Below are 15372 nucleotides of genomic sequence, written 5' to 3' on the forward strand. Positions count from 1 at the left end.
AGCGAACGGTACGACGATCGCCTTGGGTGCGCCGAAAGGTACGTTCGCTCGGGAAGGGGTCAGCGACGGGGCAGGCGAACCGTGAAGACCGTGCGACCATCCACCTGGTCGACGCCGATGGTGCCGCCGTGCAGGTGCACGTTCTCGACGGCGAGCGAGAGTCCGAGTCCGCTGCCCTCGCTGCGTCCGCGCGCGGTGTCGACCTTGTAGAACCGCCGAAAGATCGCCTGCCGGTCTTCGGGTGAGATGCCGGGGCCGTGGTCGACGACGGTGATGACGGAGAAACCGGATTCGACGCTCAACTCGACGCGAACCGGGGGCGCTCCGTGGCGCAGTGCATTGCCGACGAGGTTGGCGACGACAATGTCGATCCGACGCGAATCGACTCTGGCGCTGACACTTTCGGGTGCGCGCAGTTCGACGGTGTCTGTCCATCCGCGGCTCTCGAGTGTGCGCTCGGTCAATTCGACGAGGTCGACGTCGTCGAGGACGAGGTGCGCTTGCTGAGAGTCGTGGCGAGACATTTCGATGAGGTCTTCGACAAGTCGAGTGAGCTTGCCGATCTCACTGCTCACGATGCGCGCGGCAGCGGCGGCGTCGGGCGGAAGATTGGGGATCTCTTCACGGAGGATCTCACTGACCGGCACCAGTGCTGCGAGCGGCGTCCGGAGCTCGTGGGAGACGTCTGCGACAAACCTTCTCGACTGCTCTTCCGATTCTTCCAGACCTCGGATGACCGCTTCGTTGCGAGCGACCATGTTGTTGAACGTTGTTGTGACCTGGGCGAGTTCGGCTACTCCGTCTTCGGGGAGTCGGACGCTGAGGTCGCCGTCGGCAGCGCGGGCGGCCGCCTTGTCCAGGCGTTTGAGCGGACGGACAAGCGTCGACGCGATCCACAGCCCGAGTAGTCCGCTCACCAACACACCGGCGGCGAGGGTGAGGCCGACAGCTCGAAGCAGGTCGTCGAACTTGTCCTGCACTCCTACCAGCGGCCGGATGGTGACGGCTTTGACCAATGTCTCGTTGTCGTAGCTGTCGTCCGTGCTCATGTCCACGACATTGACGGACATTCCCAACATGATGCGCTGGGAGTCGAGCCTCTCGAAACGGATCAGCTTCGGACTGTCCAAACCTTCGTCGAAGCTGGGCGGAATGGTCGCCGCATCCACGGATCCTTGACGGATGACTTCGCCGTCGACGATCAGCGTCATGTCGGACTGGAAGATCTGTTGGAGGTTGGCAGGCGTCAACTCGTCTACCGGTGTTCCGTTGACGTATTGCAGTTCGTCGCGAAATTGTGCGGTCGCGACATCCTGAGCGTTGGAATAGATCCACGACCGTGCCATGAACGAGACGACACCCGCGGTTGCCCCGGCGATGATCACGACGATTGCGATGAACACGAGCACGAGCCTGGTTCGCAGACCGTCGACCTGAAGCCAGGTCGGTCTCATCGGGCTGGGCTGGTGTTGAAGCGATACCCGAACCCGCGCACCGTTTCGATGACGGTCGGCGCGGCCGGGTCGTCCTCGATCTTTCCGCGCAGCCGCTGCACTGCTGCATCGACGATTCTGGAATCACCCAGATACTCCTGGTCCCAGGCTGCGGACAACAACTGTCGGCGGCTCAGGACCTGTCCGGGGTTCTCGGTCAGCGCCAGGATCAGTCGGAGTTCGGTCGGGGTGAGGGTCAGCAGCATCCCGGCCTTGCGGACCTGCAGCGACGACCGATCCAATTCCAGGTCGCCGAACGTCTCTGCACCCGGCGTCGCATCCGGGCGCGTCGTTGCCGGTGCCGAGCGCCGCACGACGGCTTTGATACGAGCGTCGAGGACGCGCGGACTGGCCGGTTTGACGACGTAGTCGTCGGCACCGGCTTCCAGGCCGGCGACGGTGTCGATGTCGTCGGACCGAGCGGTCAGAATGATGATCGGGATCGAACTTCGGGTGCGGATACGTCGGCAGATCTCGTAACCGTCGGCACCCGGCAGCCCGAGGTCGAGTAGGACGAGGTCCGTGGCACCCAGGGTGTCGTCGAAATCACCGTTACCGTCGGGGCGATGGCTGACGTTGTGCCCGAGTCGGTTCAGTCCCAACGTGATTGCCTCGGCCACGGCTGGATCGTCTTCTATGAAAAGAATGCTCACCATGAGCTCACCTTGGACTCGCCATGATCAGGGGCCTTCTGCGGTCGGAGAAATCTCGGTCAGCCAAGGGTACAGGGGTCACACTCGCGAGAGTCGCTCGTTGCCTGAGTCTGCCAGCACCGCATGCCGGGCGACGCTGGTGTTCAACGGAAATGCCGACACAGCGAGGGTGTAGCAGCCGACGAGCAGTAGTGCACCGATCACGTCGCTCGGGCGGTGCCATTGCAGCACGACTACCGAGATCGCGGTTCCGATGGTGATCAGCGCACCGTTGACCGCAACGACCGCCCGCCACCTCGAGGGCGTGACGATCACGATCGCGCAGACCAGAGCAGCTATGGCCGTCAAAGTGCCGCTGGGGAAGGAATTGTGCATCACCAGACCGTTCAGGTCCGGTCGATCCAGCGATTGTTTGAGAACCCAGGCCGTCGTGATGGGACCGAGGGTCACGACGACGACGCGTAAAGCTAGCGCAATCGGGTTGTTGCGCAATGTGATCATGAGCGCCACGAGCACTCCTCCCACTATCAGTATCGGGGTGACGAGGCCGATGAACTCGGCGGAGAACACGCTGAGGCGTTCGGAGGTGGCCGCACCCACCATGAGTTGTTGGTCGACGATCTGACCACCGGTGGTGTTGACCGCCAATTCGAATTCGACGACTCCGAGGATCAAGAGTGCCAGTGCGGCAATCAGTCTCGCTGGTTTGACTCGTGTCATGATCAGCCTTCCGCTCTCTCGTCCGAGGGGTTGCTCAGTTGTGGCGGGCATTCCCCGCCAGGAGTGGTTGCCAATTCGAAATGCCACATCTCGTTGGCGTAGGTCTGGCAGAGGCCGTAATCGCTGCCGTGCTGAATGAGCCAGTCGTCGGCGTCGGTCGGTCCGATGTCGACGGCCTGTCCACTGACATGCTTGGACAGGCTCGGCGAGTGCACCCACTTGGACGCTTCGTCCACGCTGCCGTACTTGACGACGGCTTCGTCGAACAGTCGCTGTTGGTATGCCGCGGACCGCCAACCCGACGTGACGTGCATGTCCACGCCGGATGCCTGTGCGTCGGCCGCTGCCGACTGGAGCGCCGCGAGCAGTGCGGAATCGAGACGGGCAAGCGCGGGCACATGAGTGTCCTGCAAGCTGATGCCGTCCTCGATCTCGCCGCCTGAAGGTCCTGAATCAGGCTGAGTGGCAAGGTAGTTACCGCTCTTCGGTTGTGCTTCTTCTGTGTACGAGCAGGAGCTGAGCGCGACCGCACCGAGCACGACTGCACCGAGTGCGACGAAGCGGATGATTCCGCGGTGGCTGGGCATACAACAGAGACTTCTCGGTCAGTGTCACCGGCAGGTGGTCACCGTTCGTCGACGGTGTCACGGTCTGCAACAGCTCTGTAACAGGACGGAACGGGGCTGGTGAGCGCGCGCTACGCGGGGCGCGGGATCGACGCGAAAGTCGACAGCTCGAACCACGAAGGCAGGCTACGACGCAACGCAGTAGGCCCAGAAATGGTGACGTCACCGGACCGTATGGCGTCCGACCAGGTCAGGTTACCTCGCCAGATCTCGGTCATCTGTCGCAAGCCCGCAGAGACCGACACTGCAACGTCGAAACCCGGATCGATATCGCACATGTCCACCTCACCGGAATTGATGACGAGCCACCAGTTCCGCGAATGTCCACGTACTCCGGAGAATGCGAAGTGCACCACGGTCTTGCCTTCAGGCACCACGGAATGATCCACGCGGCGATGCATGTCCCACAGCAGCAGCTTCGGATCCAGATCTTCGTCGCCCAGTTCACCGATCCACCTGGTACCCCAGATGCCGAGAGCTTCGACCACAGGGCGCAGTTCGCGGCCGGCGTCGGTCAGACGATAGCTGACGACACAGTCGGTTTCTTCTCGCTCCACAATGCCGGCGACCGCGAGTTGGTGAAGCCGGGTCGAGAGCAGAGTCGGTGACATTCGCGGGAGCCCGCGGCGGAGATCGTTGAAATGTTCGCTTCCCATGATCAGTTCGCGGAGGAGAAGCAGTGTCCACCGCTCGTCGAGTAGCTCCATCGCCTTGGCGACGGGGCAGAACTGGTGGTACGAGGACCCCATCTCTCGATCGTAGGCCTCCGGGGTGCTCCGGTACAGATTTCGTACTGGAGAGGAGCGAACCGTCGTCGTAGCGTCGGAGTAACGGCATGAACGCTGTCGGGCTCCGAGTACGAAAATTATTGAAGGAGAACGGTAATGAGTGAATCAACGGGGACTCTCGGGTTGGACCGGGAGCTGAAGGCCAAGCACCGGGCAATGTGGGGGCTTGGTAACTATCCGGCGGTGGCGACGCAGGTCATCGCGGAACTCGGACCTGTATTGGTGCGTGAATGCGGCGTGCAGAAAGGAGATCGGGTGCTCGACGTCGCGGCGGGGTCCGGCAACGCCGCCATTCCGGCGGCTGCGCTGGGTGCGCAGGTGATCGCCACCGACCTGGCTCCCGAACTGTTCGTGGCAGGACGGGAGGCCGCGGCACTCGCGGGTGTCGAACTCGATTGGCAGGAGGCCGATGCCGAGGCTCTTCCGTTCGGCGACAACGAGTTCGACGTAGTGCTCTCGTGCGTCGGTGTGATGTTTGCCCCGCATCATCAGCGCGCCGCGGACGAACTTTTGCGAGTATGCCGACCCGGCGGAAAGATCGGAGTGCTGAGTTGGACTCCGACGGGGTTCATCGGCGAGATGTTCAAAACGATGAAGCCGTATGCACCGCCCCCGCCTCCTGGTTCGCAGCCGGCGCCTTTGTGGGGCGACGAGAACCATGTTCGTGATCTGCTCGGCGATGTTGCCGCAAGGAAAGACGTACTTCGTGTGGACACATTCAGCGGGCCGGAAGATTTCCGCGATTTCTTCAAGAAGAATTACGGCCCGACCATCGCGGTGTACCGGAACATCGCCGACGATCCTGACCGCACGCAGGCGCTCGATCGCGATCTGCTCGAGTTGGCAAAGAAGTACGGCAGCGGAAGCGAGCCGTTCGTGATGGAGTGGGAGTACCTGCTTCTCACCGCGACACCCGATGAGGACGGTGCATGATGACGACGGTCGAGTTCGCGCCACTGAAATCGGCGATCACGGGTTCTGTGTTCAGCCCCCGAGATCCGGAGTACGACGACGCCAGGTCGATCTGGAACGGGCAGATCGATCATCGTCCGGCGGTGATCGCCAGGTGCCGGTCGGCGTCGGATGTGTCTGTGGCACTTGCATTTGCCAGAGCCCATTCGTTGGAGGTTTCGGTCAGAGGCGGTGGGCATTCCTACCGAGGTACCTCGGTGTGTGAAGGCGGTGTGATGATCGATCTCAGTGCGATCAACGTAGTCAGTGTCGCCCCGTCCGCGAAGCGAGCCAGGGTCGGTGGTGGTGCGACGATTGCCGACCTCGACGCCGCGACGCAGGAACACGGATTGGCAGTGACCGGTGGAGTGATCAGTGATACCGGCGTCGGTGGCCTGACCCTCGGCGGCGGCATGGGGTGGTTGACGCGCACGCTCGGCCTGGCGATCGACAATCTGGTGTCGGCAGAGGTGGTGCTCGCCGACGGTTCGATCGTGCGGGCCTCCGAGAACGATCACAGCGACTTGTTCTGGGCGCTGCGCGGCGGCGGCGGAAACTTCGGAGTGGTCACCGAGTTCGAGTACCGTCTGAGCGAGATCGGTCCGGAAGTGCATCTGGGACTGTTCTTCTGGGGGATGGAGGACGGACCCGCAGCGCTTCGTCTGTGCCGCGAAGTGGTGCCTGCCCTGCCGAGAAATGCAGGAGCGATGGTTGCCGTCGGTTTGTCCGCGCCTCCGGCACCGTTTGTTCCGGATCAGTTTCACCTGCTGCCCGGATACGCGTTGCTGGTAGCCGGTTTCGGATCGGAAGAGGAACACTCGAACGCGATTGCGCCGATTCGAGAGGGCGTGCCGACGCTGTTCGAGTTCGTCACCCCGCTCCCGTACATCGGTTTACAGTCGATGCTCGACGAATCGGAACCATGGGGTGCATACGCCTATGAGAAGGCCTTGGACCTGGTGGATTTCTCCGACGACGTGATCGATGTTCTGACCGAGCAAGCGGGCAAGAAATCGTCGCCGATGTCCTTCATGCCGATCTTTCCGCTGCAGGGAGCTTTCACCTCCGTCGGCGAGGACGACACTGCGTTCGGTGGTTCTCGCACACCACATTACGTGTGCAACATGACGGCTACGGCCACCGATGCCGGGACACTGGAATTGGATCGATCGTGGGTGCGTGAGACCTGGGAAGCCTTGCGTCCGTTCTCGTCCAATCAAGGCGGGTACGTCAACTTCATGACCGATGTCGACGAGGACCGAGTGCGAGCGTCCTACGGTGCGGCGAAGTACGCGCGATTGTCCGCCGTCAAGGCGAAGTACGACCCGGACAACGTGTTTCACCTCAACGCAAACATTCTGCCCGCGTAGAGCGTCCGGTCAGGCCGTGAACACCAGGATGACGACAATCAGTGCGGCCAAGATGATGACGGCAACCATGCCTGTCATGGCGAGGGGAGCCCAGGCCACTACCTTGTCGCGGGTGCTGGCATCGGCGGGGCCGGTCGGTATCCGCGGCGGCCAGGAGAACATGTCCATGGGGCTGGGGACGTTCCGCAGTGGCGTGTTCTGTTGCACTGCAGGCAGTCCGGTGATCGTGGAGCCGGTCAGGCGATTGCGGCGGTGTGGGTCGGCGAGTTGTGTGGTGCGGTGAGCCCACGCCGGCACGGCGCCTTCGGACGAGTAGACGGGAGCGTCGATCAACTGCTCGATCGTGCCACCGCCCGTCGCGGCTGCAGCGAGCGCGTCGCGTGCCTGAGCCATCGTCGGCCGACGGGTGGGGTCCGGCTCGAGGAGCTGAAGGAGAACGTCGGTGAGCGGTCCGGACTTGGTGGGTCGGTAGATCTCGGCCTTGGCGACACGATGCAGTAGAGCGATGGCGTCCGAGTCGATGCCGAAGGGCGGTTGACCCTCGATCACCGTGTAGAGCGTCGACCCGAGTGAGAAGACGTCACTGGCCTCGGTGGGATCGTCGCCGCGGGCAACTTCGGGTGCAAAGTACGCGGGAGTGCCGGTGATGACCTCGTCCTGGGTGTCGGATACGTCGCTCTTTGCGCGGGCGATGCCGAAGTCACTGATCTTGACGGTGCCGAGAGACTTGCCTCGGTCGGCGATCAGGATGTTGCCGGGCTTGATGTCGCGGTGGACGATGCCGGCGGCGTGCGCCTCGGTGAGTGCCGCAGCGATCTGCGCGCCGATCTGCGCGACCTCCAGCGGTGGCAACGTGTCGGCCAGGTTCATCGCCTGGGCGAGGCTGCGGGCGGGGAAGTACTCCATGACCAACCACGGTTCACCGGACTCGATCGCGACGTCGTACATGGCGATGGAGTGGGGGTGGGTGAGCTTTGCGGCGTTCCTGCCTTCGCGCAATGTACGTTCACGGACCTCTTCGGCCGTTTCGGTGTCGAGGCCTTCCGTGCTTGTGACCTGTTTCACCGCGACGTCACGGCTGAGGAGGGTGTCGCGGGCCAGCCAGACGGCGCCCATGCCTCCGTCGCCGATCTTGGAGCGGAGTCGGTACCGCCCCGCCAGCAGGTATTCGGGCCCGATGCCCCTCCCGGTCTGCTCCTGAGCTGTCACATCTCAAGGTTAATGGATTGATGCCACTGTGACGCTCGAGGCTCCTGTGAACTGGGTTTTTTGCTCTGCTTGACGTGTCGGGGGTGACACGGTTTACTGAAAACAGTTCGAAAATATGTTCGAAATTGCTGTTCGTTGGATGCATGTCAGACCCGACTTCCCCGCGGTTTGCCGGCTGGTTATGGATTGCTGCCGAGTGAGTTTTTCCGGTGTTCCGGAGGATGGGGATGACCGAGGTGACCGAGTTGGTGGAGCTGTCGGCAGATGCGGCGGGGTTGTCCCGTCAGGATCGGCTGGCACAGCTCCGCCGACAGATCGCGTCCATTCCCTCTCGCGGCGATACGTCGTTTTCGGGACCGAGTGTTTCCGTGGCTGGTGTTTCCGGGACAAGTGCAGCAGCCTTCGAGAGTGTTGCCGACCGGGACATACCGGTCGTGGACCGCGCGCACAAGGCTGGTGTTCTCCCAGTGCCGGAAGGTATCGGGGCATTGCTACCGCAGGGCGGTTTGGTGCGCGGAACCGTGGTGTCCGTCGAGGGCGCTGCTTCCTTGCTCTTGGGATTGGTCGCGTCCGTGACGGCGTCCGGGGGGCATGTGGCAGTCATCGGGCAACCTCGACTGGGATTGCTGGCGGCGTACGAGATGGGTGCGCAACTGGAACGTCTGGCGCTCATTCCGGCGCCTGGGCCGGATCCGGTCGAGATCGCTGCTGTGCTGCTCGACGGTATGGATCTGGTGATTCTGGGATTGGCGGGTGCGTCGGTATCCCCGTCGCGTGCGCGAGCGGTGGTGGCGCGCGCCCGGAGCAAGGGCTCGACTCTTGTTGTCACCGAAGGTCACTGGGACGGGGCCGAAGTTCGGTTGGACGCTCGGGTTCATGGTTACGGTGGGTTCGGTCAGGGCCGTGAGTTGGGGCGTGGTCGGCTCAGTTCCCTGAGCCTCGCGGTTCGTGCTCGGGGGCGCTCGTTCCAGCCCCGGACCACGCGTCTGGACATCTGCAGTGCAGCCGGGCGGGTCGAGTGGGTACCTTCCCGGCCGGTCGAGGCCGTGTCGGAGCAGGTGGTGTCGGAGCGGGTGGTGTCGGAGCGGGTGGTGTCGTCGCGGGTGGTGTCACTGTGAGCAGAGTTCTGGCGTTGTGGTGCCCGGACTGGCCGGCGGTGGCAGCGGCAGCGCTTGCCGATCTTCCTGCCACGCATCCTGTCGCAGTCACCTCGGGTAATCGGGTGATCGCATGTTCGGCGACGGCCCGCGCGGAGGGAGTGCGACGAGGCCTGCGCCGACGCGAGTCGCAGGCCCGCTGCCCGGAACTGTATGTGGCGATGGCAGATCCGGAACGCGACGCCAGATTGTTCGAGCCGGTCGCCGCGGCCATCGATGCGGTGGCACCGGGCGTCGAGGTACTTCGTCCTGGTTTGTTGGTGCTCAGTGCGCGAGGTGTCAGTCGGTACTTCGGTTCGGAGGAAGCCGCGGCGGAACGATTGGTGGATCAGGCATCTGCTGCGGGCGTCGAGAGTCAGGTGGGTGTGGCGGATCAACTGTCCACAGCGGTCATTGCCGCGCGCCGGGCAGCGCTGGTGCCGCCGGGGGAGGGGGCACGGTTTCTGGCGCCGCTACCCATGCCGGAGTTGGCGGCCGAGCCCAGTCTGTCTGCGCCGCATCGCGGGGAGTTGGTGGATCTGCTGCGCAGGCTCGGGATCAGAACCATCGGTGCTTTCGCGGATTTACCGGCAGTGGACGTCGCTTCGCGTTTCGGGGCCGATGCGGTGCTCGCGCATCGTGCGGCGCGCGGTGAACCCGAGCGGCCGCCGTCGGCGCGGACGCTTCCGCCGGATCTGGAAGTGGAGCAGCATTACGATCCGTCGATCGAGCGGGTGGATGCCGCAGCGTTTGCCGGGCGCGCCTTGGCGAGTCTCCTGCACGACAAATTGTCGGCTGCCGCAGTGGCGTGCACCCGCCTGTCGATTTCGGCCAGCACGGGCAACGGTGAAAATCTTTCTCGGACTTGGCGTTGCGCCGAACCTCTGACACCGGAGGGAACGGCCGATCGAGTGCGATGGCAACTGGACGGCTGGCTCACCGGGCGCAGTGAGACCCGGCCGACCGCAGGCATAGCGGTGTTGCGTCTGGAACCGGTGGAGGTGGTCAGTGCCGGCGCTTTGCAGTTGGGGCTGTGGGGCGGTGTCGGCGACGAGGAGGAGCGGGCCAGGCGAGCATTGGTGCGCGTGCAAGGTCTTCTGGGCGGCGAATCTGTTCAGGTCGGTGTCCTGAGCGGTGGTCGAGGGCCCTCGGAGCGAATTACCCTGTTGCCCTTGGGTGACGAGCGGGTAACTGCTCATGATCCGACAGCCCCGTGGCCTGGTCGTCTGCCGCAGCCGTCTCCGGGGTCGATCTTCGTCGACAATCCCAAGGTATGGCTGGAGGATGTGGCCGGCAACGCCGTGTACGTCACTGAGCGCGGTGTCTTCAGCTCGCAGCCGGGAAGGCTGAAGTGGGGGAGCAAGGAATGGGCAGTGCAGGGATGGGCCGGGCCCTGGCCGGTGGACGAGCGATGGTGGGACGCAGCCTCGGCGCGCACGGCCGCGCGGGCTCAGGTGCTGTTGGAGGAATCGCGGGCGTTGCTGATGATCTGTGAAGGCGGTGGATGGTCGGTGGAGGGCGTGTACGAATGAGCTCGTAGGTACAGCCAGCTGTACCGGACATGGTCGAGTCGACTGTACGAACAGTAGGGGCGCTGGCGCCATCGCACTGACGCCATCGGGCGCCTAGCGTTGATGACATTCAAAAACTCACTGTTGCAATGATTCTCGTCGTTGCAACTCTTCGCGAGGAGTGTCATGAAAACGGCGGGTCGAGCTGACGTTTCCGGAACCGATCGACTTCACTACGAGCCGATGGAGCTACGCGACGCACAACTTCTGGCGTACGACGAGACCGGCGAAGGCCGGATCGTGGAGGTGTTCGGCGATGTCGCCACCGCCGAGCACATCATGATCTTCGTGCCGGGCAACGACAACGGACTGGGAAACTACTTCGACGAGAACCGTCCGACAGGACCACGGGCGAGCGGATGGACACTGGGAAGGATGCTCCGAACGCTCGGGCCGAACGACCGCGTCGCGGTGATCGTGTGGGTCGGTTATCGGACGCCGTGGGGATTTCTCGAGTCGTTCTCCCGGACACTTGCAGAACTTGGTGCGATAGATCTGGCGCGGTTGACTCGTATCCTGCCGCGATCGGCGCATGTGACGCTCGTCGGGCACAGCTACGGGGCCGTGGTGTGCGGACTCGCTCTCCCGTCGGCGCGAGTGGACGATTGCGTGGTGCTGGGTAGTCCGGGGATGGGGACCAGTTCGCGCGAAGACCTGTGCTTTGCCGGAAATCTCTGGGCTGCGCTTGGTCCGTCGGACTGGATCCGCTACTTCCCACGCGTGAAGATCGGCCACATCGGGCACGGCCCGTCTCCAGTTCGGGCGCAGCACGGAGCCATTGTTTTCGGTACCGGTGCCGTTCGAGGGCATTGCGGCTACTTCGCCGATGCAAGCGAGTCGCTGCGAAACATCGCGAGGATCGGACTCGGTCGCTACGACGAGGTCACGCGACCAGGGGAGTTGCAGCCTCGGCTGACCGCGTCAGCAATCCGTGAGGACGGGTCTATCCTGGGAACTCGTGAGTGTCGCTAACGTACGAAGTGCCGGCGGGGTCCAGATCAGCTACCGCGATTCCGGCTCGCATCCCAGTGTGGCCGATCTGCCTCCGGTAGTCCTCGTGCACGGGATGGGCGGCGACAGCGGTACCTGGGACAAGTTCGCGCGGACCTTGCGATCACGCAACCGGCGAGTTGTCTCGGTCGACCTTCGCGGCCACGGCCGGAGCGCTCGTGCGTCGTCGTATCTGTTCGAGGAGTTCGCGGACGACGTCATGGACGTGTGTGATCATCTCGAACTCGAGCAGGTGGACCTGGTCGGCCACTCGCTCGGCGGGCACGCGGCGTCGTTGATCGCGCAGAAACGTCCCACTGCGGTGCGGAAGTTGGTCATCGAGGAAGCGCCGTTACCACTACGTGCGGGTGACCCGGAACAGGTGTTCGCGAGGAAATTGCCGAGTGTCCCAGAACTGTGGCATGCCACAACAAGTTTGGTGCGGCATCCGCGAGCCGCGTTGACGTTCGATCGCTCGATGACGCGGTCCGCGCTCGAGCAGTTCCGCCGACCGGATCCGCAGTGGTGGGATCGGTTGCCGCTCATCGAGGCTGACGTGTTGTTCCTGCGTGGAGGTCTGGGCGGGATGGTGGATCCTGTTCGCCTCGACGCTGTTGCAGCCACCGTCGCACGCTGCGAATTGGTCTCTTTCCGTACCGGCCACAGTGTCCACCGCGACGGTCATCGCCAATTCGAATCCGTTGTGTTGCCGTTCATTTCCTGAAAGCGCAATACTCGATCGGTGATGCCACGAACCCATCCGAAACGTGTGTGGCACCGAATGTACTTCCATGCATACCAACGGCAACGACTGGTCCGCACACGAATACGTCGACGCGGTAGCACGATCCGTTCACGGTGAGACAGTTCGATGGCCGCAGGGTCCGAGCACGGATGCGGTGATCGTTCTCCCCGTTCATGCCCGAAACCATCCGGGGAAGAACGCAGTTCTGCTCTGGAATCACGACTTCGGTTGGTCGTGGGGTGTCGAGGAGGCTGATGTGCGAAGGACGATTTCGATAGTCGACACCCTCGGTATCGGCCGGACACCGGATCCGCTGCGCTGTGCGGATCGGGTTATCGAACTGATCAGCGCACGGGCAGTTTGCTCGCGCATGTGTAGCGAAGAGTGATTCGGTCAACTCTGGGGCGACAACGCCTCCGAGAGGACGACGCCCGTGAACCCAGAGAACGTTCCAGCCCCGCATTGTCATTCATTGCCGCGCCGGACGTTCCTCGGTGGCGTCGGTGCCCTTGTCCTCGCGGGAGTGGCAGACGTCGCGGCCGGCGCGGTGAGCGCGGTGCCGGTACAAGCAGCACCCGCCGATCGGTTTCCGCAGAAACCCAACATCGTTGTCATCATCACCGATCAGGAACGCCGGCCGATGTACTGGCCACAAGGCTGGGCTGAACAGAATCTGCCCAACCGCAAGAGGATTGCCGATCACGGGCTGAGTTTCGACCAGGCAGTGTGCAACACCGCGATGTGCTCGCCCAGTCGCAGTACGTTCTTCACCGGCCTCTACCCCGCGCAGCACGGGGTCACCAGAACGCTCACCGAAGGTGGCACTGTCTCACCCACCGAGCCACAGTTGCAGGTCTCCGAACAGAACATGGCAAAGCTGCTGGCGTCGGCCGGCTACAACGTCCAGTACCGGGGGAAATGGCATCTGAGCAAAGGCGTCGAGGGTGGTGATCCGACAAGCGCGGACGTGGCAGGATTCGGCTTCGAGGGGTGGATTCCGCCGGACGCGGGCCAGGACACCAATCCGGATCACTTCGGTGGCGGGTGCGCAGACCATGATCGCCGTGTCGCCGAGGAAGCTGTCGAGTTTCTCTCCGGACCCGCAGTCGCATCCGGACAGCCTTGGGCGCTGATCGTCTCGTTCGTGAACCCGCACGATGTCCTCGCGTACCCCCAGACGTGGAACGCGATGAACGGCACGTGCGACAACTACGGATCGGACGCGCCAGGCGCCTTCGAGCAGGGTATCGACTTGCCGCCCACCTTCGACGAGATCCTGGCGCTCAATCACAAACCGACAGCCCAGGTTCAGTCGGAACTGCTGTTGGCAGCCGGGCTCGGGCCGCTGCTCGGACCCGATCAGGCGCGTAACTACATCAACTTCTACGCCTATATGCACAGGGTGGTCGACGAACACATCGGCAGCGTGCTCGACGCGATCGAAGCCACTCCACAGATGCTGGACGACACGGTGATCGTTCGGATGTCCGATCACGGGGAGATGGGGATGAGCCACGGAGGTTTGCGGCAGAAAGTGTTCAACGCCTACGAGGAAACACTGCGCGTTCCACTGGTCATCAGCAACCCCTTGCTGTTTCCCGAACCCGTTCGCACCGACGCCCTGGCGTCGTTGATCGACGTGATGCCCACTCTCGCCACGCTCGCCCAAGCGCCTGCGCGTCAATCGTGGAACTTCCTGGGTACCGATCTGACACCGGTCATCGTCGACGCTGCCGCTTATCCGCAAAGTCCCAGCACGCAGGTTCAGGACACGATTCTGTTCACCTACGACGATCAGAACTGTGCGACGCCCGACGGTCAGAACATCGTCACGCAGCCCAACCACATTCGGTGCATACGCGAGAGTCGCTGGAAGTACACGATGTACTTCGATCCTGCGGGAGTTGCTGCGCCGCAATACGAACTGTACGACTTACAAGCCGACCCCTTGGAACTGAACAATCTCGCCAATCCGCTCAACATCGGCTCGTATCGGCCGGATCTGGCAGCTCAGATGAACGCCAAGCTCTTCGCAGTGATGGAGACCAAGGGGGTTTCCCTGAAGGAATAGATCGAATTTCGTCAAAACTGATTCACGTTTCAGTTCTGCGGGCATGCTGGTGGGGCATCTGTCTTCGGTTCGGGAAGAAGGAATGTCATGACTGTCACCTCGCCGGGGCGAGAAGGTTTCAGTTCTCTTCGGTCGGGAGGGTTGAACTGGGATTCGTTCCCACTCCGATTGTTCACCAAGGGAAATGCCAAATTCTGGAACCCAACCGACCTCGATTTTTCGCAGGATGCCCGTGACTGGCAGGAGCTGACCAGCGAACAACAGCGCAGCGCCACCTTCCTGTGTGCACAGTTCATCGCCGGTGAAGAAGCCGTCACCGAAGACATTCAACCGTTCATGAAAGCAATGTCGACCGAGGGACGATTCGGCGACGAGATGTACTTGACGCAGTTCTGTTTCGAGGAAGCCAAGCACACCCAGGTGTTTCGGCTGTGGATGGACGAAGTGGGATTGACCAGTGACCTGCATTCCTACGTCGCTGACAATCCGTACTACCGGCAACTGTTCTACGAGGAGCTGCCGTCGTCGCTACGCATTCTCGAGACGGACCCCAGCCCGGTCAACCAGGTGCGTGCCAGCGTCACGTACAACCACGTCATCGAGGGCAGTCTGGCACTGACGGGTTACTACGCCTGGCAGAAAGTTTGTGCGACGCGCGGAATCCTCCCTGGCATGCAGCAATTGGTGCGAAAGATCGGTGACGACGAACGACGGCACATGGCTTGGGGGACGTTCACCTGCCGAAGGCACGTCGCCGCCGACGATCACAACTGGGACGTCGTCCAGCAGCGGATGGGTGAACTCATGCCCATGGCCCTCGGAATGATCAACTGGGTCAACGATCAATTCGAGGTGCAGCCGTTCGGTTTGGACAATCAGGAGTTCCTCGAGTATGCCGCAGACCGTGCACAGCGCCGACTTTCGGCGATCGAGTCTGCACGCGGGCGCGACGTCGCCGAGATCGACCTCGACTATTCGCCGGAGACCCTCGAGGAAAAGTTCGGGGCAGAAGATGCCGCTGCGATGAGTGAGGCGGCCAAATGACTGCG

The 15372-nt window shown here is 62.8% G+C and carries 15 protein-coding genes; 9 read left to right on the top strand and 6 right to left on the bottom strand.

The window, feature by feature from the left end; genetic code table 11:
• Positions 1–59: 59 nt before the first annotated feature.
• From AC1Q61_RS20760 to AC1Q61_RS20780, 5 genes are all read right to left on the bottom strand, one after another.
• The gene (locus AC1Q61_RS20760) at positions 60–1454 is read right to left on the bottom strand and encodes a sensor histidine kinase (protein WP_042923423.1); all 1395 of its coding nucleotides are present in this window, start codon (positions 1452–1454) and stop codon (positions 60–62) included.
• Positions 1451–2149, bottom strand: coding sequence for a response regulator transcription factor (locus AC1Q61_RS20765; RefSeq protein ID WP_042923426.1), 699 nt, complete (start codon positions 2147–2149; stop codon positions 1451–1453). The genes AC1Q61_RS20760 and AC1Q61_RS20765 overlap by 4 nt, the downstream gene beginning before the upstream one ends.
• 75 nt (positions 2150–2224) lie before the next feature.
• A complete protein-coding gene (locus AC1Q61_RS20770) occupies positions 2225–2866 on the bottom strand; it encodes a phosphatase PAP2 family protein (RefSeq protein WP_047270193.1) in 642 nt (213 codons plus the stop codon).
• Positions 2867–2868: 2 nt separating this feature from the next.
• Entirely contained in the window at positions 2869–3453 is a 585-nt protein-coding gene (locus AC1Q61_RS20775; protein ID WP_003940687.1) for a M15 family metallopeptidase, read from the bottom strand.
• 110 nt (positions 3454–3563) lie between these two features.
• A complete protein-coding gene (locus tag AC1Q61_RS20780) occupies positions 3564–4241 on the bottom strand; it encodes a winged helix-turn-helix transcriptional regulator (protein WP_003940889.1) in 678 nt (225 codons plus the stop codon).
• A 135-nt stretch (positions 4242–4376) separates the two neighbouring features.
• Between AC1Q61_RS20780 and AC1Q61_RS20785 the strand changes: the two genes are divergently transcribed.
• Both AC1Q61_RS20785 and AC1Q61_RS20790 read left to right on the top strand, forming a co-directional pair.
• Complete coding sequence (locus AC1Q61_RS20785) at positions 4377–5213, top strand: class I SAM-dependent methyltransferase (protein ID WP_042923427.1); 837 nt, start codon at positions 4377–4379, stop codon at positions 5211–5213.
• Positions 5210–6601, top strand: a complete 1392-nt coding sequence (locus AC1Q61_RS20790) for an FAD-binding oxidoreductase (RefSeq protein WP_003940869.1) — start codon at positions 5210–5212, stop codon at positions 6599–6601. Before AC1Q61_RS20785 ends, AC1Q61_RS20790 begins: the two co-directional genes overlap by 4 nt.
• Before the next feature lie 9 nt (positions 6602–6610).
• On the opposite strand, the gene AC1Q61_RS20795 is transcribed toward AC1Q61_RS20790, so the two are convergent.
• Complete coding sequence (locus tag AC1Q61_RS20795; RefSeq protein WP_003940952.1) at positions 6611–7810, bottom strand: serine/threonine-protein kinase; 1200 nt, start codon at positions 7808–7810, stop codon at positions 6611–6613.
• Between the two features lie 227 nt (positions 7811–8037).
• Here AC1Q61_RS20795 and imuA' point away from each other — a divergent pair, with 227 nt between their 5' ends.
• From imuA' to AC1Q61_RS20830, 7 genes are all read left to right on the top strand, one after another.
• Positions 8038–8928, top strand: a complete 891-nt coding sequence (gene imuA', locus AC1Q61_RS20800; RefSeq protein ID WP_042923430.1) for a DnaE2-dependent mutagenesis accessory factor ImuA' — start codon at positions 8038–8040, stop codon at positions 8926–8928.
• Positions 8925–10478, top strand: coding sequence for a DNA polymerase Y family protein (locus tag AC1Q61_RS20805; RefSeq protein WP_492654899.1), 1554 nt, complete (start codon positions 8925–8927; stop codon positions 10476–10478). Before imuA' ends, AC1Q61_RS20805 begins: the two co-directional genes overlap by 4 nt.
• Positions 10479–10643: 165 nt before the next feature.
• Positions 10644–11489 carry an alpha/beta hydrolase gene (locus AC1Q61_RS20810; protein ID WP_042923433.1) on the top strand — a complete coding sequence of 282 codons (846 nt, stop codon included), beginning with the start codon at positions 10644–10646 and terminating at the stop codon, positions 11487–11489.
• The gene (locus tag AC1Q61_RS20815) at positions 11476–12231 is read left to right on the top strand and encodes an alpha/beta fold hydrolase (RefSeq protein WP_042923436.1); all 756 of its coding nucleotides are present in this window, start codon (positions 11476–11478) and stop codon (positions 12229–12231) included. Before AC1Q61_RS20810 ends, AC1Q61_RS20815 begins: the two co-directional genes overlap by 14 nt.
• A gap of 67 nt (positions 12232–12298) precedes the next feature.
• Positions 12299–12640 (top strand): DUF6292 family protein, encoded by a 342-nt coding sequence (locus AC1Q61_RS20820; protein ID WP_042923438.1) that lies wholly within the window; start codon positions 12299–12301, stop codon positions 12638–12640.
• Positions 12641–12685: 45 nt separating this feature from the next.
• The gene (locus tag AC1Q61_RS20825; protein WP_042923441.1) at positions 12686–14323 is read left to right on the top strand and encodes a sulfatase family protein; all 1638 of its coding nucleotides are present in this window, start codon (positions 12686–12688) and stop codon (positions 14321–14323) included.
• 87 nt (positions 14324–14410) lie between these two features.
• Positions 14411–15367 carry a R2-like ligand-binding oxidase gene (locus AC1Q61_RS20830; RefSeq protein WP_003940790.1) on the top strand — a complete coding sequence of 319 codons (957 nt, stop codon included), beginning with the start codon at positions 14411–14413 and terminating at the stop codon, positions 15365–15367.
• Positions 15368–15372 lie beyond the last annotated feature (5 nt).

It is taken from the genome of Rhodococcus sp. MPR-R1B, from assembly GCF_058793255.1.

Bases quoted from the DNA above. Each gene is read 5' to 3' on its own strand.
- AC1Q61_RS20820 (WP_042923438.1), top strand. From the start codon at position 12,299: ATGCATACCAACGGCAACGACTGGTCCGCACACGAATACGTCGACGCG.
- AC1Q61_RS20830 (WP_003940790.1), top strand. From the start codon at position 14,411: ATGACTGTCACCTCGCCGGGGCGAGAAGGTTTCAGTTCTCTTCGGTCG.
- AC1Q61_RS20810 (WP_042923433.1), top strand. From the start codon at position 10,644: ATGAAAACGGCGGGTCGAGCTGACGTTTCCGGAACCGATCGACTTCAC.
- AC1Q61_RS20780 (WP_003940889.1), bottom strand. From the start codon at position 4,241: ATGGGGTCCTCGTACCACCAGTTCTGCCCCGTCGCCAAGGCGATGGAG.
- AC1Q61_RS20790 (WP_003940869.1), top strand. From the start codon at position 5,210: ATGATGACGACGGTCGAGTTCGCGCCACTGAAATCGGCGATCACGGGT.
- AC1Q61_RS20760 (WP_042923423.1), bottom strand. From the start codon at position 1,454: ATGAGACCGACCTGGCTTCAGGTCGACGGTCTGCGAACCAGGCTCGTG.
- AC1Q61_RS20770 (WP_047270193.1), bottom strand. From the start codon at position 2,866: ATGACACGAGTCAAACCAGCGAGACTGATTGCCGCACTGGCACTCTTG.
- imuA' (WP_042923430.1), top strand. From the start codon at position 8,038: ATGACCGAGGTGACCGAGTTGGTGGAGCTGTCGGCAGATGCGGCGGGG.
- AC1Q61_RS20775 (WP_003940687.1), bottom strand. From the start codon at position 3,453: ATGCCCAGCCACCGCGGAATCATCCGCTTCGTCGCACTCGGTGCAGTC.
- AC1Q61_RS20765 (WP_042923426.1), bottom strand. From the start codon at position 2,149: ATGGTGAGCATTCTTTTCATAGAAGACGATCCAGCCGTGGCCGAGGCA.
- AC1Q61_RS20785 (WP_042923427.1), top strand. From the start codon at position 4,377: ATGAGTGAATCAACGGGGACTCTCGGGTTGGACCGGGAGCTGAAGGCC.